Here is a 16,837-nt window from a genome sequence, read left to right as displayed (position 1 = left end):
ATGGCAAAGTCAAAGTTTGAGCGCAATAAGCCGCACTGCAACATCGGCACGATCGGTCACGTTGACCACGGCAAGACGACGCTGACGGCGGCGATCACGAAGTATTTCGGCGATTTCAAGGCGTACGACCAGATCGACGGCGCGCCCGAGGAGAAGGCCCGCGGGATCACGATCTCGACGGCGCACGTGGAATACGAGACCGAGAACCGTCACTACGCGCATGTCGACTGCCCCGGCCACGCCGACTACGTCAAGAACATGATCACCGGTGCGGCGCAGATGGACGGCGCGATCCTGGTGGTGAACGCCGCTGACGGCCCGATGCCGCAGACGCGCGAGCACATCCTGCTGGGCCGCCAGGTCGGCATCCCGGCGATGGTGGTGTTCCTCAACAAGGTCGACCAGGTCGACGACGAGGAGCTGCTCGAACTGGTCGAGATGGAAGTGCGCGAACTGCTGTCGGCCTACGATTTCCCGGGCGACGACGTTCCGATCATCGCAGGCTCGGCCCTGGCCGCCATGGAAGGCCGCGATCCCGAGATCGGCGAAGAGAAGATCAAGGCGCTGATGGCCGCTGTCGACGAGTACATCCCGCAGCCGCCGCGCGCCACCGACCAGCCGTTCCTGATGCCGATCGAAGACGTGTTCTCGATCTCGGGCCGCGGCACGGTTGTGACCGGCCGGGTCGAGCGTGGCGTCGTGAACGTCGGCGACGAACTGGAAATCGTCGGCATCCGCGACACCAAGAAGACCACCTGCACCGGTGTCGAGATGTTCCGCAAGCTGCTGGACCGCGGTGAGGCAGGCGACAACATCGGCGCGCTGCTGCGCGGCATCGACCGTGACGGCGTGGAGCGTGGCCAGGTGCTGTGCAAGCCCGGTTCGGTCAAGCCGCACACCAAGTTCGAGGCCGAGGCGTACATCCTGACCAAGGAAGAGGGTGGCCGTCACACGCCGTTCTTCGCCAACTACCGCCCGCAGTTCTACTTCCGCACGACGGATGTGACCGGCACGGTGAACCTGCCCGAGGGCACGGAGATGGTGATGCCGGGCGACAACCTGAAGTTCGAGGTCGAGCTGATCGCCCCGATCGCGATGGAAGAAAAGCTGCGCTTCGCCATCCGCGAAGGCGGCCGCACCGTCGGCTCCGGCGTCGTCGCAAAAATCATCGAGTAATTGGCGCGCGCGCCACTGCTCAACGGGTGCGCAGCGATGCGCACCTCAAGAATACGGGTTCGATGAGGGGGCGGGGTGATCCCGCCTCTTCCTCTCAACTCTCACGCCGCGAAAGGCCAAGACTATGCAAAGCCAGAACATTCGCATTCGGCTCAAGGCTTTCGATTTCCGCGTCCTGGATGCCAGCACGCAGGAAATCGTGAACACCGCCAAGCGGACCGGTGCCGCCGTGCGCGGGCCGATCCCGCTGCCGAACAAGATCGAGAAATTCACCGTTCTGCGTGGACCCCACGTGAACAAGAAATCCCGCGATCAGTTCGAAATCCGGACGCACAAGCGTCTGTTGGACATTGTTGACCCGACCCCCCAGACCGTGGACGCGCTGATGAAGCTCGACCTCGCCGCTGGCGTGGACGTCGAGATCAAGATTTAAGGGGGGCTTGGGAACATGCGCTCTGGAATCATCGCAAAGAAAGTCGGCATGACCCGGCTGTTCATGGAAGACGGCAAGCAGATCCCTGTGACCGTTCTTCATGTCGACAACCTGCAGGTCGTGGCCACGCGCACGGCGGAACAGCACGGCTATTCCGCGGTTCAGCTGGGCACCGGCCAGATCAAAGCCAAGAACGTCTCCAAAGCCATGCGCGGCCACTTCGCCGTTGCCAAGGTGGAACCCAAGCGCAAGGTCGCCGAGTTCCGCGTGGCCGAGGAAAACCTGATCGCCGTGGGTGAAGAGATCACTGCCGACCATTACTTCGAAGGTCAGTACGTGGACGTCTCGGGCACCTCGATCGGTAAGGGCTTTGCCGGTGCCATGAAGCGGCACAACTTCGGCGGCCTGCGCGCATCGCACGGTGTGTCGATCAGCCACCGTTCGCACGGCTCGACCGGTCAGTGTCAGGATCCGGGCAAGGTCTTCAAAGGCAAGAAGATGGCCGGCCACATGGGCGCCGCCAAGGTGACGACGCAGAACCTGCAAGTGGTCAAGACCGATGCCGAACGCGGCATCATCATGATCAAGGGTGCTGTGCCGGGCTCCAAGGGTGGTTGGGTGACGATCAAGGACGCGGTCAAGAAGCCGACGCCCGAAAACATCATCCTGCCCGCCGCCCTGCGCTCTGCCGCCGAGGAAGCCAAGCGTCTGGCTGAAGAAGCCGCCGCCGCCGCCGCCGAGGAAGCCGCCGCCGCAGAAGCCGCCGCAGCAGCCGAAGCAGCCGCCGCCGAAGAAGCCGCGCTGAAAGAGGCCGAGGCCGCCATTGAAGCGGACAAGGATGACGCCAACGACCAGAGCGAAACTCTGGACGAGAAGAAGGAAGGCGACGCATGAAAATCGACGTGATCAAACTGGACGGCGGCAAGGCCGGGTCGGTCGATCTCGGCGACGAGGTCTTTGGCCTCGAGCCGCGCGCCGATATCCTGCACCGTGTGGTCCGCTGGCAGCGCAACAAGGCGCAGGCCGGCACCCACTCGACGCTGGGCCGTTCCGAAGTCAGCTATTCGACCAAGAAGATCTATCGCCAGAAGGGCACCGGCGGCGCACGCCACGGCTCCCGCAAGGCGCCGATCTTCCGCTCGGGTGGCATCTACAAGGGCCCCGTGCCCCGCAGCCACGCCCATGACCTGCCGAAAAAGGTCCGCGCGCTCGGTCTCAAGCATGCCCTGTCGGCGAAAGCCAAGGCAGGCGAGCTGGTGATCATCGAGAACGCGGAATCCGACGGCAAGACCGGTGCACTGGCCAAGCAGATCAAGGATCTGGGCTGGAAGCGCACGCTGATCATCGATGGTGCGTCCGTGAACGAGGGCTTTGCCCGCGCCGCGGCCAACATCGCCGATGTCGACGTGCTGCCGAGCATGGGCGCAAACGTCTATGACATCCTCCGCCGTGACACACTGGTGCTCACCAAGGCGGCTGTCGAAGCACTGGAGGCTCGTCTGAAATGAGCGCGAAAGCAGAACATTACGATGTGATCCGCAAGCCGATCGTGACCGAAAAGACGACCATGGCGTCTGAAAACGGCGCGGTGGTGTTCGAGGTCGATATCGCCGCCAACAAGCCGCAGATCAAAGAGGCCGTCGAGACGCTCTTTGGTGTGAAGGTGAAGGCGGTGAACACCACGATCACCAAGGGCAAGGTGAAGCGCTTCCGCGGCCAGCTCGGCCGTCGTCGGGACGTGAAAAAGGCCTATGTGACGCTCGTCGAGGGCAACACCATCGACGTGACCACCGGTCTTTGAGCGGCGGTGGGTTGAAAACCCACCCTACGCGAAATTTCACCCCGGCTGCGAAAGCGGCCGGGGTTTTTTGTCCTGATTGGCAGTTTCTTTAGGTGTTCGTTTCCTGACGACCCCTAGACCTAGGCGGATGGAGGTTGGTGAGCCTTGTCACTCGGCACGGAATCGCGGCCGCCTTCGGCGGCCGCCGTGCCAGCGCCGGACCGGTCCCATGGGATGGCGCTTTGGCTGCCTTTGGTACTTAGCTTGCCGCGACGATGTCCTTGGCCACCATTAAGCGCATCCGCTGACCCGTCAGATGCGCCGCCCCCCGGTCCGGCGCTGGCACGACAGGGCGATCCGCAAAGCCGTCTTCTGGCGGCACCCACTTGACCCTCCCCCCATCCTCCCCTAAACGACCCCATCGGCCACGCCCCGGATTCGTCCGGGGCTTGGCTTTTGGTCGCAAGGCCATACCGAACCGGGGACCTTCGGGGCCCTATACCATCGGCGGGAGTTCACACCCCGCCCAAACATAGCGGTCCAAACGGGCCGCATCTGCTAACGGAAGACAGAAAGCATGGCACTCAAGTCGTATAAGCCGACGACGCCGGGCCAGCGCGGGCTGGTGCTGATCGACCGTTCGGAACTGTGGAAAGGACGCCCCGTCAAATCCCTCACCGAGGGTCTGACGAAATCGGGTGGCCGGAACAACACCGGACGTATCACATCACGCCGCCGCGGTGGTGGGGCGAAACGCCTTTACCGGATCGTCGATTTCAAACGCTCCAAGTTCGATGTCAGCGCGACCGTCGCGCGTATCGAATATGACCCCAACCGCACGGCCTTCATCGCGCTCGTCCAGTATGACGATGGCGAACAGGCGTACATCCTGGCGCCGCAGCGCCTGGCCATCGGCGACAAGGTCGTCGCCAGTGCAAAGGCTGACATCAAGCCGGGCAACGCGATGCCGTTCTCGGGCATGCCGATCGGGACAATCGTTCACAACATCGAACTGAAGCCGGGCAAGGGTGGCCAGATCGCCCGCGCGGCAGGCACCTATGCCCAGTTCGTCGGTCGTGACGGCGGTTACGCCCAGATCCGCCTGAGCTCGGGCGAATTGCGCCTGGTGCGTCAGGAATGCATGGCCACCGTCGGTGCCGTGTCGAACCCCGACAACTCCAACCAGAACCTCGGCAAGGCGGGCCGCGTCCGGCACATGGGCAAGCGCCCCTCGGTGCGGGGTGTCGTGATGAACCCGATCGACCACCCGCACGGCGGTGGTGAAGGCCGGACCTCTGGTGGTCGTCACCCGGTGACCCCGTGGGGCAAGCCGACCAAGGGTGCCAAGACCCGGAACAAGAACAAAGCGTCCCAAAAGCTGATCATCCGCTCGCGGCACGCCAAGAAGAAAGGGCGGTAATCCATGACGCGCTCTGTTTGGAAAGGTCCCTTCGTTGACGCCTATGTGCTCAAGAAGGCCGAAGCGGCCCGCGAAAGCGGCCGCAACGAAGTCATCAAGATCTGGTCGCGCCGCTCGACGATCCTGCCCCAGTTCGTGGGTCTGACGTTTGGCGTTTATAACGGCCAGAAGCACATCCCCGTCAACGTCTCCGAAGACATGATCGGCCAGAAGTTCGGTGAGTATTCGCCGACGCGGACCTATTACGGTCACGCCGCCGACAAGAAAGCCAAGAGGAAGTAAGCCATGGGCAAGGATAAAAATCCCCGCCGCGTGGCGGACAACGAAGCGATGGCCAAGCTGCGCATGCTGCGCACCAGCCCGCAAAAGCTGAACCTTGTGGCGCAGCTGATCCGTGGCAAGAAGGTGGAAAAGGCGCTCAGCGATCTCACCTTCTCGAAAAAGCGGATCGCGGAGGATGTGAAGAAGTGCCTTCAGTCCGCCATCGCCAATGCCGAGAACAACCACAACCTTGACGTCGACGAACTGGTCGTCGCCGAGGCCTACGTGGGCAAAAACCTTGTGATGAAGCGTGGCCGTCCGCGTGCCCGTGGTCGGTTCGGCGCCCTGCGCAAGCCGTTCTCGGAACTCACCATCAAGGTGCGTCAGATCGAGGAGCAAGCCTAATGGGTAACAAGACAAATCCGATCGGCATGCGTCTTCAGGTCAACCGCACCTGGGACAGCCGCTGGTACGCAGACACCAAGGACTACGGCAACCTGTTGCTGGAAGACCTGGCCATCCGTGCGTTCATCCATGATGAGTGCAAGCAGGCCGGTGTCGCGCGCGTGATCATCGAACGTCCGCACAAAAAGTGCCGCGTGACCGTTCACACCGCCCGTCCGGGCGTCATCATCGGCAAGAAAGGCGCGGACATCGAAACGCTCCGCAAGAAGCTTGCCCGGATGACCAATTCGGAACTGCACCTGAACATCGTCGAGGTGCGCAAGCCGGAACTGGACGCGCAGCTTGTGGGCGAGTCGATCGCGCAGCAGCTGGAGCGTCGTGTCTCCTTCCGCCGCGCGATGAAACGTGCCGTGCAGAACGCCATGCGCATGGGGGCCCTGGGCATCCGTGTGAACGTCGCGGGCCGCCTTGGCGGTGCCGAGATCGCCCGGACCGAATGGTACCGCGAGGGCCGCGTGCCCCTGCACACCCTGAGGGCCGATATCGATCACGCCTCGGTCGAGGCGGAGACCGCATACGGCATCATCGGGATCAAGGTCTGGATCTTCAAAGGCGAGATCATGGAGCACGACCCGCAAGCGCGTGACCGCAAGGCACAGGAACTCCAGGACGGCCCGGCACCTCGCGGTGCAGGCGGGCGTCGCTAAGGGGGAATGACAGATGCTTCAACCGAAACGCACAAAATTCCGCAAGCAGTTCAAGGGTCGGATCTCCGGCCTGGCGAAGGGCGGTAGCGACCTCAACTTCGGCACCTACGGCCTCAAGGCCCTGCAGCCCGAGCGTGTGACAGCGCGTCAGATCGAAGCGGCCCGCCGCGCGATGACCCGCCACATGAAACGTCAGGGCCGGGTCTGGATCCGGATCTTCCCGGACACGCCGGTGACCTCCAAGCCCACCGAAGTTCGGATGGGTAAGGGTAAGGGCTCCGTCGATTTCTGGGCCTGCAAGGTCAAGCCCGGTCGCGTGATGTTCGAGATCGACGGTGTCGGCGAAGACGTGGCCCGCGAGGCGCTGCGTCTGGCGGCCATGAAACTGCCGATCAAGACCCGCGTCGTCGTTCGCGAAGACTGGTAAACGGCGCGCTTTTCGCACCGATTAAGATGAAAGAGCCCCTGCTGGAAAGCAGGGGCTCTTTATTTTTGCCGCGCGGCTCGGGTGGTGGGGTTAGCCCTTCGCGATCCATTCCTTTGCCGCGTCCAGTTCGTCGTCGTCGAACTGCTTGACCTTGGCGTTGATGAATTTCGACGCCAACCGCTCTCCCAGCTTGATGTAGCGTGCCGATCCGACGATCGCCATCCGGTCCACCAGGGACCGGTGGTCGCGCACCAGCGACAGGTGCTCGCCAAGCGCGGCCAGCCCCTGCCAGCCGTCGAACTCGCGCAGATCCAGCAAAAGCTTGAAACCGTCATTGGCACGGATGAAGGCGTCGAGGTCCTGTTCCTCCTCGTCGTAGACCGCCGCGTCGAGCTTGCCCATGAGTTGCACGTGCAGCACACCGCCGCCGAGGTCGGTCTGGTGAATGGCGCCCAGCGATTCCGTCAGCCAGCGGTGCGCCTCGTCCTGCTCGGACAGATCAAAAACCGCCACGGGGCAGGGCATGAAGATGCTGAACGCCTTGACCGCGCGGACCACCCATTTGGTTTCTGCCACCAGCGCGACGCGATCGAAGCCGCGCCAATGCTTGAGCCCAACACGCATGTCCTCGAAGAGGGCGCCCAGCGTGTAGTCCTTGAAATCGCTTTCGACGCGGACAAGCAGCCGCAACCGCTCGTGCTCTTCGATGGCGGCTTCCAGGGCGGGGATCAGAACGGTTTCATAATCCTCCTGGCTGACCGTGCCCGCGATGCGGAATCCCAGAAGGTTCTCGTGAGACAGGGACATCTTTTCGATCATGGCAGTTCTCCTTACCGAAGATGATCATCCAGCGATGCTAGCATACAAAGCCGATGCGCGTCTTGATCCAGAACAAGCGCCGGGGCCTCTCGCCAGCCCCGGTCGGCTCGGCTAAGACACGGGGCATGGCCCAGATCGATTCCCTTTTTGTCACCCGTCTTTACCGCGCGCACCTGTCCGAGCAGGGCAAGGCGCCGGATGCGGATGAGCTTGCCGCGTCGTGCTATTCCATTGCCGAGGATGACGAGGCAGGGCAGGCCTGGTGCGAGGAGAACGGCTATCCCGGCTACACCTCCTATGCCTCGCTCACCGATCTTGGCTGGCGCTTTCCGATCTTCAAGGATCTGGTGAAGCTGCTGGACAAGCACGTGAAGGCCTTCGCCAAAGATCTGCAATTCGATCTCGACGGCAAGAAGCTCAAGCTGGAAGATATCTGGATCAACATCCTGCCCGAAGGCGGCACCCACGGGTCACACATCCACCCGCATTCGGTGATTTCGGGCACCACCTACGTGGCGATGCCCGATGGCGCCTCGGCGCTGAAGCTGGAGGACCCGCGCCTACCGATGATGATGGCGGCCCCAGCCCGTGTGAAAGACGCCCGTCCCGAGATGCGCCAGTTCACCTATGTTTCACCGCAGGTGGGTGAGGTGCTGCTATGGGAAAGCTGGCTGCGCCACGAGGTGCCGATGAACATGTCCGAGGATGAGCGGATTTCGGTCAGTTTCAACTACGGCTGGGGGTAAGGAGCCGCCTGGACACCGGCTGAATACCAAGTGGCCGTTTTCAGAAAGGGTCGCGCCGCGTGGCCTGGGAAATTACCGGTTGATCCTGCGCCCGAAGCCTCCTATACGGCGCGTTCATCCACCTCCACCGGGAATCAGGGTGACCCGCGCAACGACGGGGCCCTCCGGTGATTGTTGAACAAAGGAAGGGCGACATGAACGCCAAGGAACTGCACGACAAGACGCCGGACCAGCTCCGGGACGAGCTTGTGTCGCTGAAGAAAGAGGCCTTCAACCTCCGCTTTCAGCAGGCGACCGGCCAGATGGAAAACACCGCACGCATGAAGACCGTCCGCCGCAACGTGGCGCGCGTCAAGACCGTGCTGAACCAGAAAGCCGCGCAAGCGGCCGCAGAATAAGGAGCGCAACGATGCCCAAACGTATCCTGCAAGGCACCGTGACCTCCACGGCCAACGCCCAGACCGTCACCGTGTCGGTCGAGCGTCGCTTCAAGCACCCGGTTCTGCAAAAGACGATCCGTAAGTCCAAGAAATACCGGGCTCACGACGAAGCTGAGAAATTCAGCGTCGGCGACACCGTGCGCATCATCGAATGCGCGCCCAAGTCGAAAACCAAGCGCTGGGAGGTGGTGGCCGAGTAAGCCCCCGCAATCCGGTTTGAACGAAACCATGGGGACAAGGCAATAACGCCCCCCAAAGGTCAGGAGAAACCACATGATCCAGATGCAGACCAATCTGGATGTCGCTGACAATTCCGGTGCTCGCCGGGTTCAGTGCATCAAGGTCCTGGGTGGTTCCAAGCGTCGTTACGCCTCTGTTGGCGACATCATTGTCGTCTCGGTGAAGGAAGCCATCCCGCGCGGCCGCGTGAAAAAGGGCGATGTCCGCAAGGCCGTCGTCGTGCGCACCGCCAAGGAAGTCCGTCGCGATGACGGCACCGCCATCCGTTTCGACCGCAACGCCGCCGTCATCCTGAACAACGCAGGTGAGCCGGTCGGTACCCGTATCTTCGGGCCAGTGGTGCGTGAACTGCGCGCGAAGAACTTCATGAAGATCATTTCGCTTGCTCCGGAGGTGCTGTAATGGCTGCCAAACTCCGCAAAGGTGACAAGGTCATCGTTCTCGCCGGCAAGGACAAGGGCAAGCAGGGCACCATCGCCTCTGTCGATCCCAAGTCCGGCAAAGCCGTTGTCGAAGGCGTGAACATGGCGATCCGTCACACCCGTCAGAGCCAGTCCAGCCAGGGCGGACGCATCCCCAAGGCGATGCCGATCGACCTGAGCAACCTGGCCATCGTAGATGCAAACGGCAAACCCACCCGCGTCGGCTTCAAGATCGAAGGCGACAAGAAGGTGCGTGTGGCCAAGACCACGGGGGATGTGATCGATGCTTGATGACGCAACCTACACCCCGCGGCTCGAGGCGCTCTTTCAGAGCACCATCAAGGCCGCGATGAAGGAAGAGTTCGGTTACAAGAACGACATGCAGATCCCGCGTCTGGACAAGATCGTTCTGAACATCGGCTGCGGTGCCGAAGCCGTGCGCGACTCCAAAAAGGCCAAGTCGGCCCAGGACGACCTCACTGCGATCGCGGGCCAGAAGGCCGTCGTGACCAAGGCGAAGAAGTCGATCGCCGGTTTCCGGGTCCGTGAAGAGATGCCGCTGGGCGCCAAGGTAACCCTGCGTGCCGACCGCATGTACGAATTCCTGGATCGCCTGATCACCGTCGCGATGCCCCGCATCCGTGACTTCCGCGGTGTGAAGCCGTCCTTCGACGGCCGTGGCAACTTTGCCATGGGTCTCAAGGAACACATCGTCTTTCCCGAGATCGAATTCGACAAGGTCGACGAGGTCTGGGGCATGGACATCAACATCACCACCACCGCTGCGACCGACGCGGAAGCCAAAGCGCTGTTGAAGCATTTCAACATGCCGTTCACCAGCTGAGGGGATCCGACACATGGCAAAGAAATCCATGATCGAACGCGAGAAGAAGCGCCAGCGTCTGGTGGCCAAGTATGCGGCCAAGCGCGCTGAACTCAAAGAACTCGCCAACGACGAAAGCAAGCCGTTCGAGGAGCGTTTCAAGGCGCGCCTCAAGCTGGCTGAACTGCCGCGCAACAGCTCGGCAACCCGTCTTCACAACCGCTGCCAGCTTACGGGGCGTCCGCACGCCTATTACCGCAAGCTGAAAATCAGCCGTATCATGCTGCGCGACCTTGGCTCCAAGGGTCAGTTGCCCGGCATGGTCAAGTCGAGCTGGTAAGGAGGGCATGATATGAACGATCCTATCGGCGATATGCTCACCCGGATCCGCAACGCACAGATGCGCGGCAAATCCACGGTGATCACGCCCGCCTCCAAGCTGCGCGCCTGGGTGCTCGATGTGCTCGCGGACGAAGGCTATATTCGCGGCTACGAGAAAACCACTGGCATCGACGGCCACCCGGCCATCGAGATCAGCCTCAAGTACTTCGATGGCACCCCTGTAATTCGCGAACTCAAGCGTGTTTCCACGCCGGGCCGTCGCGTCTACATGGGCGTCAAGGACATCCCCGTGGTCCGTCAGGGCCTGGGTGTGTCGATTGTCAGCACCGCCAAGGGCGTGATGTCGGATGCAAGCGCACGCAGCCAGAATGTCGGCGGCGAAGTGCTCTGCACCGTATTCTAAGGGGGAACGGCAATGTCTCGTATCGGGAAGAAACCGATCCAGGTGCCTTCGGGCGTGAATGTCACGCTGTCGGGCCAGACGGTCGAGGTCAAGGGCCCGAAAGGCACCCAGACCTTCACCGCCACCGACGATGTGACCATCACGGTCGAGGACAGCGTCGTCACTGTGACGCCGCGCGGCAAGTCCAAGCGCGCGCGCCAGCAGTGGGGCATGTCCCGCACGGTGATCGCGAACATGGTCCACGGCGTGTCGGACGTGTTCAAGAAAGAGCTTGAGATCCGCGGCGTGGGTTACCGGGCGCAGGTGCAGGGCAATGTCCTGAAACTGAACCTCGGCTACAGCCACGACGTGAACTTTGATATCCCCGCTGGAGTGACGGTGACCGCCGCCAAGCCGACTGAGATCACCGTCGAAGGCGGTAATCTTCAGCAGGTTGGTCAAGTGGCCGCCAATATTCGTGACTGGCGTCGGCCCGAGCCCTACAAGGGCAAGGGCATCCGCTACAAGGACGAGTATATCTTCCAGAAGGAAGGCAAGAAGAAGTAAGGACGGACAGCAATGGCCAACAGCAAACGAGATCTGTTCCAGAAGCGCCGTCTGCGCGTACGGAACAAGCTGCGCAAGGTAAATGCAGGGCGCGTGCGCCTGAGCGTGCACCGCAGCAACAAGAACATCAGCGTTCAGCTGATCGACGATGTGAAGGGCGTGACACTCGCTTCGGCCTCCTCAATGGAGAAGGACCTGGGCGTCGTCGGCAAGAACAACGTGGAAGCCGCCACCAAGGTGGGCACCACGATTGCCGAGCGTGCCAAGAAGGCCGGTGTGGAAGAAGCGTATTTCGACCGCGGCGGTTTCCTGTTTCACGGGCGCGTCAAGGCCCTGGCCGACGCCGCACGCGAGGCAGGCCTCAAGATCTGATCGGTTCGGGCGGTTTCGGCCGCCCGACCGTCATGCGTAGGGTGGGTTTTCAACCCACCTTCGGCAGACCAAGCGAAGGCGGTGCGCCGCCTCGATGATCCGGGCACCGGCGCAGGCCGGGCACTTGGATTGAGACCAATGATGGCGCCGCGCGCGCCGCACCGAAAGGACGTCAGATGGCAAGAGACGACAACCGTGGGGGCCGCCGCAACCAGCGCGACGAGACTCCGGAATTTGCAGATCGCCTGGTCGCGATCAACCGCGTTTCCAAGACCGTGAAAGGCGGCAAGCGTTTCGGCTTTGCCGCGCTGGTGGTCGTGGGTGACCAGAAGGGGCGCGTGGGCTTTGGCAAGGGCAAGGCCAAGGAGGTCCCCGAGGCCATCCGCAAGGCGACCGAGCAGGCCAAGCGCAAGATGATGCGCGTGCCGCTGCGCGAAGGCCGCACGCTGCACCACGACATCGAAGGCCGCCATGGTGCGGGCAAGGTCGTGATGCGCACCGCGCCGCAGGGTACCGGTATCATCGCCGGTGGTCCGATGCGTGCCGTGTTCGAGATGCTGGGCGTGCAGGACGTGGTTGCCAAGTCGACCGGGTCGCAGAACCCCTACAACATGATCCGCGCCACGCTGGACGGCCTGTCGAAAGAACAGTCGCCCCGCAACGTCGCACAGCGTCGTGGCAAGAAGGTTGCCGATATCCTTGGCAACAAGGACGAAGCGCCCGCCGCAGAGCCGGCCGAAGCGTAAGGAAACAGAAACATGGCAAAAACCATCGTTGTTCAGCAGATCGGCTCGCCGATCCGCCGCCCCGCCAAGCAGCGCCAGACCCTGATCGGGCTTGGCCTCAACAAGATGAACAAGACCCGCGAGCTTGAAGACACCCCCGCCGTGCGCGGCATGGTCGCCAAGATCCCGCACATGGTCAAGATCATCGAAGAGCGCGGCTGACCCCTGTACCGGGTTCCTTGAGGAAACCGGACCGGATTTTTCAGGAAATCCGTGTGCATAAAGATCGAACGCCTCCGCCCCAGGGTGGGGGCGTTTCGCGTTTCCGGACTGTGTTCTGCTGAGCGCCGCGAGGCCGTTTTCCGGCGATCCGAAAGTGTATGTCGCTTTTTGCCGCCAAAGGGCGTTCAATTCCATCGCGCGGCCAGAGAGTCGCGCCAACGGAGGAGGAGAGACCATGACCACCTACAAAGGCGGCTGCGACCACGTGCATGTCCATGCAGAAGGCGAGCCCATCGACAACCACGAATGTCACTGCAACGTGTGCAAGAACGTGACCGGCCAGCACACCACCCATGTGGCCTTTTACAACTACGGCGACATCACCGTGGATCATCCCGAACGGATCGCCCGCCAGCCCTTCAACGCCGACAATCCCGGCGGTCCGCTGGAACTCTGCACATGCACCGAATGCGGCACGCCGCTGATGCTGGACGACAAGGAAAAGCGCATCCGCGTCGCGGTGCCCAACGTCATGGGCTATGACGACGCTGCCTTTCCAAAAGCCGATTACCACGCGTTCTACGACGACTCCAAAGGCTACGAAAAGCCGAGTGACGGCCGTCCGGTCTACGAAGGCCTGCGCCCGGATTTCACTTGGCCCGCCCCGGCCTGACGGGTTCGGCCTTTTACGTGCGAGGGGCGCTGCCCCTCGCGCTCCCCGAAGTATTTCCGGGCAGATGAAGCGGGTATGTGCGGGCGTGGCCCCTTGATCCCGGGGCGGCGGACGTCTATACGCCCGCAGTGGTCCGAAGGGACCCGATTCACATCAGTATATGCCGCGTGGGCCCCATCCGTCGCTGGGGGGCCTTTCCGGCACAGGAGAAGCGACAATGAAACTGCACGAACTGCGCGACAACGACGGCGCAACCAAACGCAAGAAGCGGATCGGCCGTGGTGCCGGGTCCGGCATGGGCAAGACCGGTGGCCGGGGTATCAAGGGCCAGAAATCCCGTTCGGGTGTGGCGATCAACGGCTACGAAGGTGGCCAGATGCCGCTTTACCAGCGCCTGCCCAAGCGCGGCTTCAACAAGCCGAACCGCAAGTCTTTTGCGGTGGTCAACCTCGGCCTGATCCAGAAATTCGTCGAAGCGGGCAAACTGGATGCCAGCTCTGCCATCACCGAGGACGCGCTGGTGGCGTCGGGTCTGGTGCGCCGCAAACTGGACGGCGTGCGGGTTCTGGCCAAGGGCGATATCAGCACCAAGATCGACCTGCAGGTCACTGGCGCCTCCAAATCCGCGGTAGATGCCGTGGAAAAGGCCGGCGGCTCACTGACCATCACGGCGGCGACAGCGGCTGAATAAGCGGTTGTGAGCGGTGCCTTCGCCGCTTACATAAGCACCAGGTTTTATACGACGCCGCCCGAGCCGTAAGACCGCTCCGGGCGGCGTTTGTCTGACAAGAGAGATCCCGTATGGCATCCGCAGTAGAACAAATGGCCGCGAACACGAGCTGGTCGGCTCTGGGCAAGGCGACGGATCTGCGCAACCGCATCCTGTTCACGCTTGGCCTTCTGATCGTTTACCGGCTGGGCACGTTCATCCCGGTGCCGGGCATCGACGGTCTGGCCCTGCAGCAGTTCATGGAACAGGCAGGCCAGGGCATTGGCGGCATGGTCAGCATGTTCACCGGCGGCGCGCTGGGGCGGATGGGGATCTTTGCGCTTGGCATCATGCCTTATATCTCGGCCTCGATCATCGTGCAGTTGATGACGTCGATGGTGCCCGCGCTCGAACAGCTCAAGAAAGAGGGCGAGCAGGGGCGCAAGAAGATCAACCAGTACACACGCTACGGCACGGTGCTGCTGGCGCTGTTCCAGGCCTACGGCCTTGCCGTCAGCCTCGAAGCCGGTGATCTGGCCCATGACCCGGGGCTTTATTTCCGCGCCTCCTGCGTCATCACTTTGGTCGGCGGCACGATGTTCCTGATGTGGCTGGGTGAGCAGATCACTGCCCGCGGCATCGGCAACGGCATTTCGCTGATCATCTTCGTCGGCATCATCGCCGAGGTGCCCGCGGCGCTGGCGCAGTTCTTTGCCAGCGGTCGCAGCGGCGCGATCAGCCCCGCCGTGATCATCGGCGTGATCGTCATGGTCGTGGCGGTGATCATGTTCGTGGTCTTCATGGAACGCGCCCTGCGCAAGATCACCATTCAATATCCGCGCCGTCAGGTCGGCATGAAGATGACCGAGGCGCAGAATAGCCACCTGCCGGTCAAGGTGAACCCGGCGGGCGTGATCCCGGCGATCTTTGCCTCGTCGCTGCTGCTGCTACCGACGACCATCGCGACCTTCAGTCAGGCGGGCCAGACCGGGCCGATCATGTCGACGATCCTGGCCTATTTCGGACCGGGCCAGCCGCTTTATCTGTTGTTCTTCGCCGCGATGATCGTGTTCTTTGCCTATTTCTACACGTTCAACGTGTCGTTCAAACCCGATGATGTGGCCGAGAACCTGAAGAACCAGAACGGCTTTGTTCCCGGCATCCGCCCGGGCAAGAAGACCGCCGATTACCTGGAATACGTGGTCAACCGCGTGCTGGTCCTGGGCTCTGCCTACCTTGCCGCGGTCTGCCTCTTGCCGGAAATTCTGCGCGGCCAGTTCGCCATCCCGTTCTATTTCGGCGGCACGTCGGTTCTGATCGTGGTGAGCGTCACCATGGACACCATCCAGCAGGTGCAAAGCCATCTTCTGGCGCATCAATACGAAGGTCTTATCCAGAAATCCCAGCTGCGTGGTAAGGGTAAGGCGCGCAAAAACAGGGGGCCCGCACGCCGATGAACATTATCCTTCTTGGGCCGCCGGGGGCGGGCAAAGGCACTCAGGCACGGTTTCTGGTCGATGAGCGGAATATGATCCAGCTCTCCACCGGCGACATGCTGCGCGAGGCCAAGGACAGCGGCACCGAGATGGGCAATATCGTGGCCGACGTGATGGCCAAGGGCGAGCTGGTGACGGACGAGATCGTCATCGGGCTGATCCGGGAAAAGCTGCAGGGCGACAAGCAGGGCGGAGTCATCTTCGACGGTTTTCCGCGCACGCTGGCCCAGGCGGACGCGCTGGCGACACTGCTGGACGATTGCGGCGAAACGCTGGATGCCGTGATCGAGATGCAGGTGGACGACGAGGCGCTGGTGGACCGGATCACCGCACGCTCGACCTGCGGGAACTGCGGTGAGGTTTACAACGATCACACCAAGCCGATTCCCGACGACGGGGTCTGCACCAACTGCTGCGAAAAGGCCGAATTCAAGCGCCGCGCCGATGACAACGCCGACAGCCTCAAGCAGCGGCTGATGGAGTACTACAAGAAAACCTCGCCGCTTCTGGGCTATTATTACGCCAAGGGCCAACTGCGGTCGGTCGATGGTCTGGGCGAAATGGCGGATGTCAAAGCGGCCATCGCGCGGGTTCTGGACGCCTGACGCAGGGTCAGCTGGGGCGGCTCCTTGGACCTCGATTTCGCAGCCGTCGCGGGGGTAGACGGGGCGCTGTGAAAACGGGGTTGACGCCCCTTCGAAATACCCATACCCACCCCTATCTCTGACCGAGAATCGCCTTTGCGAAATGGTTAACAAATCATTCGCAAGATCACCTGATCAGCCCCAAGCCCGCAGGCGCCCGCCTCGGGCTTGATGTTGTGAAAAAAGGGTCTGGAACTACGGACCCGCAACGAAAAGGAAAGTGACACGTGGCACGTATCGCCGGCGTTAACATCCCGACCCACAAGCGGGTCCCGATCGCCCTGACCTACATCACCGGAATCGGCCATGCCTCGGCCAAGTCGATCTGCGAAGCCGTGAACATCGACGCGTCGCGTCGCGTCAACGAGCTGAGCGACGCCGAAGTTCTGGCCGTGCGCGAGCACATCGACGCCAACTACACCGTCGAAGGCGACCTGCGCCGCGAAACGCAGATGAACATCAAGCGCCTGATGGACCTTGGCTGCTACCGCGGTCTGCGCCACCGCCGCAACCTGCCGGTGCGCGGTCAGCGGACCCACACCAACGCACGCACCCGCAAAGGCCCCGCAAAGGCCATTGCCGGCAAGAAGAAATAAGGGAGGGCTG

The 16,837-nt window shown here is 62.2% G+C and carries 28 protein-coding genes; 27 read left to right on the top strand and 1 reads right to left on the bottom strand.

All coding sequences use genetic code 11. The annotated features are described in order from the left end of the window. The 10 genes from tuf to rplP form a co-directional block, all read left to right on the top strand. A partial coding sequence (gene tuf, locus ACOXXX_RS06910; protein ID WP_422825817.1) for an elongation factor Tu occupies positions 1 to 1,176 on the top strand: 1,176 nt, incomplete at its 5' end. A gap of 124 nt (positions 1,177 to 1,300) precedes the next feature. Beyond that, complete coding sequence (gene rpsJ, locus ACOXXX_RS06905; protein ID WP_422825816.1) at positions 1,301 to 1,609, top strand: 30S ribosomal protein S10; 309 nt, start codon at positions 1,301 to 1,303, stop codon at positions 1,607 to 1,609. A 15-nt stretch (positions 1,610 to 1,624) separates the two neighbouring features. After that, positions 1,625 to 2,503: a 50S ribosomal protein L3 gene (gene rplC / locus ACOXXX_RS06900; RefSeq protein WP_422825815.1), complete on the top strand. Its 879-nt coding sequence runs from the start codon at positions 1,625 to 1,627 to the stop codon at positions 2,501 to 2,503. Further along, positions 2,500 to 3,117 (top strand): 50S ribosomal protein L4, encoded by a 618-nt coding sequence (gene rplD / locus ACOXXX_RS06895; protein ID WP_422825814.1) that lies wholly within the window; start codon positions 2,500 to 2,502, stop codon positions 3,115 to 3,117. Before rplC ends, rplD begins: the two co-directional genes overlap by 4 nt. Further along, positions 3,114 to 3,410 carry a 50S ribosomal protein L23 gene (locus ACOXXX_RS06890; protein ID WP_422825813.1) on the top strand — a complete coding sequence of 99 codons (297 nt, stop codon included), beginning with the start codon at positions 3,114 to 3,116 and terminating at the stop codon, positions 3,408 to 3,410. The genes rplD and ACOXXX_RS06890 overlap by 4 nt, the downstream gene beginning before the upstream one ends. Before the next feature lie 556 nt (positions 3,411 to 3,966). Beyond that, a complete protein-coding gene (gene rplB / locus ACOXXX_RS06885) occupies positions 3,967 to 4,809 on the top strand; it encodes a 50S ribosomal protein L2 (protein WP_422825812.1) in 843 nt (280 codons plus the stop codon). Positions 4,810 to 4,812: 3 nt separating this feature from the next. Continuing rightward, a complete protein-coding gene (gene rpsS, locus ACOXXX_RS06880) occupies positions 4,813 to 5,091 on the top strand; it encodes a 30S ribosomal protein S19 (RefSeq protein ID WP_005621910.1) in 279 nt (92 codons plus the stop codon). A 3-nt stretch (positions 5,092 to 5,094) separates the two neighbouring features. Continuing rightward, complete coding sequence (gene rplV / locus ACOXXX_RS06875; protein ID WP_422825811.1) at positions 5,095 to 5,475, top strand: 50S ribosomal protein L22; 381 nt, start codon at positions 5,095 to 5,097, stop codon at positions 5,473 to 5,475. After that, positions 5,475 to 6,182, top strand: a complete 708-nt coding sequence (gene rpsC, locus ACOXXX_RS06870; protein ID WP_422825810.1) for a 30S ribosomal protein S3 — start codon at positions 5,475 to 5,477, stop codon at positions 6,180 to 6,182. The genes rplV and rpsC overlap by 1 nt, the downstream gene beginning before the upstream one ends. Positions 6,183 to 6,195: 13 nt before the next feature. Further along, positions 6,196 to 6,609: a 50S ribosomal protein L16 gene (rplP, locus tag ACOXXX_RS06865; RefSeq protein WP_422825809.1), complete on the top strand. Its 414-nt coding sequence runs from the start codon at positions 6,196 to 6,198 to the stop codon at positions 6,607 to 6,609. 90 nt (positions 6,610 to 6,699) lie between these two features. On the opposite strand, the gene ACOXXX_RS06860 is transcribed toward rplP, so the two are convergent. Beyond that, on the bottom strand, positions 6,700 to 7,428 hold the full coding sequence (locus ACOXXX_RS06860) for an STAS/SEC14 domain-containing protein (RefSeq protein WP_422825808.1): 729 nt from the start codon (positions 7,426 to 7,428) through the stop codon (positions 6,700 to 6,702). Between the two features lie 125 nt (positions 7,429 to 7,553). On the opposite strand from ACOXXX_RS06860, the gene ACOXXX_RS06855 reads away from it, so the two are divergent. From ACOXXX_RS06855 to rpsM, 17 genes are all read left to right on the top strand, one after another. Beyond that, positions 7,554 to 8,174 (top strand): 2OG-Fe(II) oxygenase family protein, encoded by a 621-nt coding sequence (locus tag ACOXXX_RS06855; protein ID WP_422825807.1) that lies wholly within the window; start codon positions 7,554 to 7,556, stop codon positions 8,172 to 8,174. Positions 8,175 to 8,368: 194 nt separating this feature from the next. Beyond that, a complete protein-coding gene (rpmC, locus tag ACOXXX_RS06850) occupies positions 8,369 to 8,572 on the top strand; it encodes a 50S ribosomal protein L29 (protein ID WP_422825806.1) in 204 nt (67 codons plus the stop codon). Positions 8,573 to 8,583: 11 nt separating this feature from the next. After that, positions 8,584 to 8,814, top strand: coding sequence for a 30S ribosomal protein S17 (gene rpsQ / locus ACOXXX_RS06845; protein WP_114510772.1), 231 nt, complete (start codon positions 8,584 to 8,586; stop codon positions 8,812 to 8,814). 73 nt (positions 8,815 to 8,887) lie between these two features. Continuing rightward, a complete protein-coding gene (gene rplN, locus ACOXXX_RS06840) occupies positions 8,888 to 9,256 on the top strand; it encodes a 50S ribosomal protein L14 (RefSeq protein ID WP_114510773.1) in 369 nt (122 codons plus the stop codon). Continuing rightward, positions 9,256 to 9,567, top strand: a complete 312-nt coding sequence (gene rplX, locus ACOXXX_RS06835; RefSeq protein ID WP_422825805.1) for a 50S ribosomal protein L24 — start codon at positions 9,256 to 9,258, stop codon at positions 9,565 to 9,567. Before rplN ends, rplX begins: the two co-directional genes overlap by 1 nt. Next, positions 9,560 to 10,120 (top strand): 50S ribosomal protein L5, encoded by a 561-nt coding sequence (gene rplE / locus ACOXXX_RS06830; RefSeq protein WP_422825804.1) that lies wholly within the window; start codon positions 9,560 to 9,562, stop codon positions 10,118 to 10,120. The genes rplX and rplE overlap by 8 nt, the downstream gene beginning before the upstream one ends. A gap of 13 nt (positions 10,121 to 10,133) precedes the next feature. Continuing rightward, positions 10,134 to 10,439, top strand: a complete 306-nt coding sequence (rpsN, locus tag ACOXXX_RS06825; protein ID WP_422825803.1) for a 30S ribosomal protein S14 — start codon at positions 10,134 to 10,136, stop codon at positions 10,437 to 10,439. A 12-nt stretch (positions 10,440 to 10,451) separates the two neighbouring features. Next, entirely contained in the window at positions 10,452 to 10,844 is a 393-nt protein-coding gene (gene rpsH, locus ACOXXX_RS06820; RefSeq protein ID WP_422825802.1) for a 30S ribosomal protein S8, read from the top strand. 12 nt (positions 10,845 to 10,856) lie between these two features. Then, a complete protein-coding gene (gene rplF / locus ACOXXX_RS06815; protein ID WP_422825801.1) occupies positions 10,857 to 11,390 on the top strand; it encodes a 50S ribosomal protein L6 in 534 nt (177 codons plus the stop codon). A 12-nt stretch (positions 11,391 to 11,402) separates the two neighbouring features. After that, entirely contained in the window at positions 11,403 to 11,762 is a 360-nt protein-coding gene (gene rplR / locus ACOXXX_RS06810) for a 50S ribosomal protein L18 (RefSeq protein ID WP_422825800.1), read from the top strand. A gap of 176 nt (positions 11,763 to 11,938) precedes the next feature. Further along, positions 11,939 to 12,508, top strand: coding sequence for a 30S ribosomal protein S5 (rpsE, locus tag ACOXXX_RS06805; protein ID WP_422825799.1), 570 nt, complete (start codon positions 11,939 to 11,941; stop codon positions 12,506 to 12,508). Between the two features lie 12 nt (positions 12,509 to 12,520). Further along, positions 12,521 to 12,709 carry a 50S ribosomal protein L30 gene (gene rpmD, locus ACOXXX_RS06800; protein WP_422825798.1) on the top strand — a complete coding sequence of 63 codons (189 nt, stop codon included), beginning with the start codon at positions 12,521 to 12,523 and terminating at the stop codon, positions 12,707 to 12,709. Between the two features lie 235 nt (positions 12,710 to 12,944). After that, the gene (locus ACOXXX_RS06795) at positions 12,945 to 13,382 is read left to right on the top strand and encodes a GFA family protein (RefSeq protein WP_422825797.1); all 438 of its coding nucleotides are present in this window, start codon (positions 12,945 to 12,947) and stop codon (positions 13,380 to 13,382) included. Between the two features lie 217 nt (positions 13,383 to 13,599). Beyond that, positions 13,600 to 14,073, top strand: coding sequence for a 50S ribosomal protein L15 (rplO, locus tag ACOXXX_RS06790; RefSeq protein WP_422825796.1), 474 nt, complete (start codon positions 13,600 to 13,602; stop codon positions 14,071 to 14,073). 110 nt (positions 14,074 to 14,183) lie between these two features. After that, positions 14,184 to 15,548 carry a preprotein translocase subunit SecY gene (gene secY, locus ACOXXX_RS06785; RefSeq protein WP_422825795.1) on the top strand — a complete coding sequence of 455 codons (1,365 nt, stop codon included), beginning with the start codon at positions 14,184 to 14,186 and terminating at the stop codon, positions 15,546 to 15,548. Beyond that, a complete protein-coding gene (locus ACOXXX_RS06780; RefSeq protein ID WP_422825794.1) occupies positions 15,545 to 16,192 on the top strand; it encodes an adenylate kinase in 648 nt (215 codons plus the stop codon). The genes secY and ACOXXX_RS06780 overlap by 4 nt, the downstream gene beginning before the upstream one ends. A gap of 266 nt (positions 16,193 to 16,458) precedes the next feature. Next, positions 16,459 to 16,827, top strand: a complete 369-nt coding sequence (gene rpsM / locus ACOXXX_RS06775; protein ID WP_422825793.1) for a 30S ribosomal protein S13 — start codon at positions 16,459 to 16,461, stop codon at positions 16,825 to 16,827. The last annotated feature ends 10 nt before the right edge of the window (positions 16,828 to 16,837 follow it).

Origin of the sequence: Thalassococcus sp. BH17M4-6, assembly GCF_049323015.1 — a bacterium.
GTDB lineage: Bacteria > Pseudomonadota > Alphaproteobacteria > Rhodobacterales > Rhodobacteraceae > Puniceibacterium.
The sequence above is the reverse complement of the archived record's forward strand: the minus strand, read 5'-3'. Positions and strand labels throughout refer to the sequence as shown.

Bases quoted from the DNA above. Each gene is read 5' to 3' on its own strand.
- rpsQ (WP_114510772.1), top strand. From the start codon at position 8,584: ATGCCCAAACGTATCCTGCAAGGCACCGTGACCTCCACGGCCAACGCC.
- ACOXXX_RS06890 (WP_422825813.1), top strand. From the start codon at position 3,114: ATGAGCGCGAAAGCAGAACATTACGATGTGATCCGCAAGCCGATCGTG.
- ACOXXX_RS06780 (WP_422825794.1), top strand. From the start codon at position 15,545: ATGAACATTATCCTTCTTGGGCCGCCGGGGGCGGGCAAAGGCACTCAG.
- rplX (WP_422825805.1), top strand. From the start codon at position 9,256: ATGGCTGCCAAACTCCGCAAAGGTGACAAGGTCATCGTTCTCGCCGGC.
- rpmD (WP_422825798.1), top strand. From the start codon at position 12,521: ATGGCAAAAACCATCGTTGTTCAGCAGATCGGCTCGCCGATCCGCCGC.
- rplR (WP_422825800.1), top strand. From the start codon at position 11,403: ATGGCCAACAGCAAACGAGATCTGTTCCAGAAGCGCCGTCTGCGCGTA.
- secY (WP_422825795.1), top strand. From the start codon at position 14,184: ATGGCATCCGCAGTAGAACAAATGGCCGCGAACACGAGCTGGTCGGCT.
- rpsH (WP_422825802.1), top strand. From the start codon at position 10,452: ATGAACGATCCTATCGGCGATATGCTCACCCGGATCCGCAACGCACAG.
- rplB (WP_422825812.1), top strand. From the start codon at position 3,967: ATGGCACTCAAGTCGTATAAGCCGACGACGCCGGGCCAGCGCGGGCTG.
- rpsS (WP_005621910.1), top strand. From the start codon at position 4,813: ATGACGCGCTCTGTTTGGAAAGGTCCCTTCGTTGACGCCTATGTGCTC.
- rplN (WP_114510773.1), top strand. From the start codon at position 8,888: ATGATCCAGATGCAGACCAATCTGGATGTCGCTGACAATTCCGGTGCT.
- rplE (WP_422825804.1), top strand. From the start codon at position 9,560: ATGCTTGATGACGCAACCTACACCCCGCGGCTCGAGGCGCTCTTTCAG.
- ACOXXX_RS06795 (WP_422825797.1), top strand. From the start codon at position 12,945: ATGACCACCTACAAAGGCGGCTGCGACCACGTGCATGTCCATGCAGAA.
- rpsC (WP_422825810.1), top strand. From the start codon at position 5,475: ATGGGTAACAAGACAAATCCGATCGGCATGCGTCTTCAGGTCAACCGC.
- rplF (WP_422825801.1), top strand. From the start codon at position 10,857: ATGTCTCGTATCGGGAAGAAACCGATCCAGGTGCCTTCGGGCGTGAAT.
- rplP (WP_422825809.1), top strand. From the start codon at position 6,196: ATGCTTCAACCGAAACGCACAAAATTCCGCAAGCAGTTCAAGGGTCGG.
- ACOXXX_RS06855 (WP_422825807.1), top strand. From the start codon at position 7,554: ATGGCCCAGATCGATTCCCTTTTTGTCACCCGTCTTTACCGCGCGCAC.
- rpsJ (WP_422825816.1), top strand. From the start codon at position 1,301: ATGCAAAGCCAGAACATTCGCATTCGGCTCAAGGCTTTCGATTTCCGC.
- rpmC (WP_422825806.1), top strand. From the start codon at position 8,369: ATGAACGCCAAGGAACTGCACGACAAGACGCCGGACCAGCTCCGGGAC.
- rpsN (WP_422825803.1), top strand. From the start codon at position 10,134: ATGGCAAAGAAATCCATGATCGAACGCGAGAAGAAGCGCCAGCGTCTG.
- rplO (WP_422825796.1), top strand. From the start codon at position 13,600: ATGAAACTGCACGAACTGCGCGACAACGACGGCGCAACCAAACGCAAG.
- rplC (WP_422825815.1), top strand. From the start codon at position 1,625: ATGCGCTCTGGAATCATCGCAAAGAAAGTCGGCATGACCCGGCTGTTC.
- ACOXXX_RS06860 (WP_422825808.1), bottom strand. From the start codon at position 7,428: ATGATCGAAAAGATGTCCCTGTCTCACGAGAACCTTCTGGGATTCCGC.
- rplV (WP_422825811.1), top strand. From the start codon at position 5,095: ATGGGCAAGGATAAAAATCCCCGCCGCGTGGCGGACAACGAAGCGATG.
- rplD (WP_422825814.1), top strand. From the start codon at position 2,500: ATGAAAATCGACGTGATCAAACTGGACGGCGGCAAGGCCGGGTCGGTC.
- rpsE (WP_422825799.1), top strand. From the start codon at position 11,939: ATGGCAAGAGACGACAACCGTGGGGGCCGCCGCAACCAGCGCGACGAG.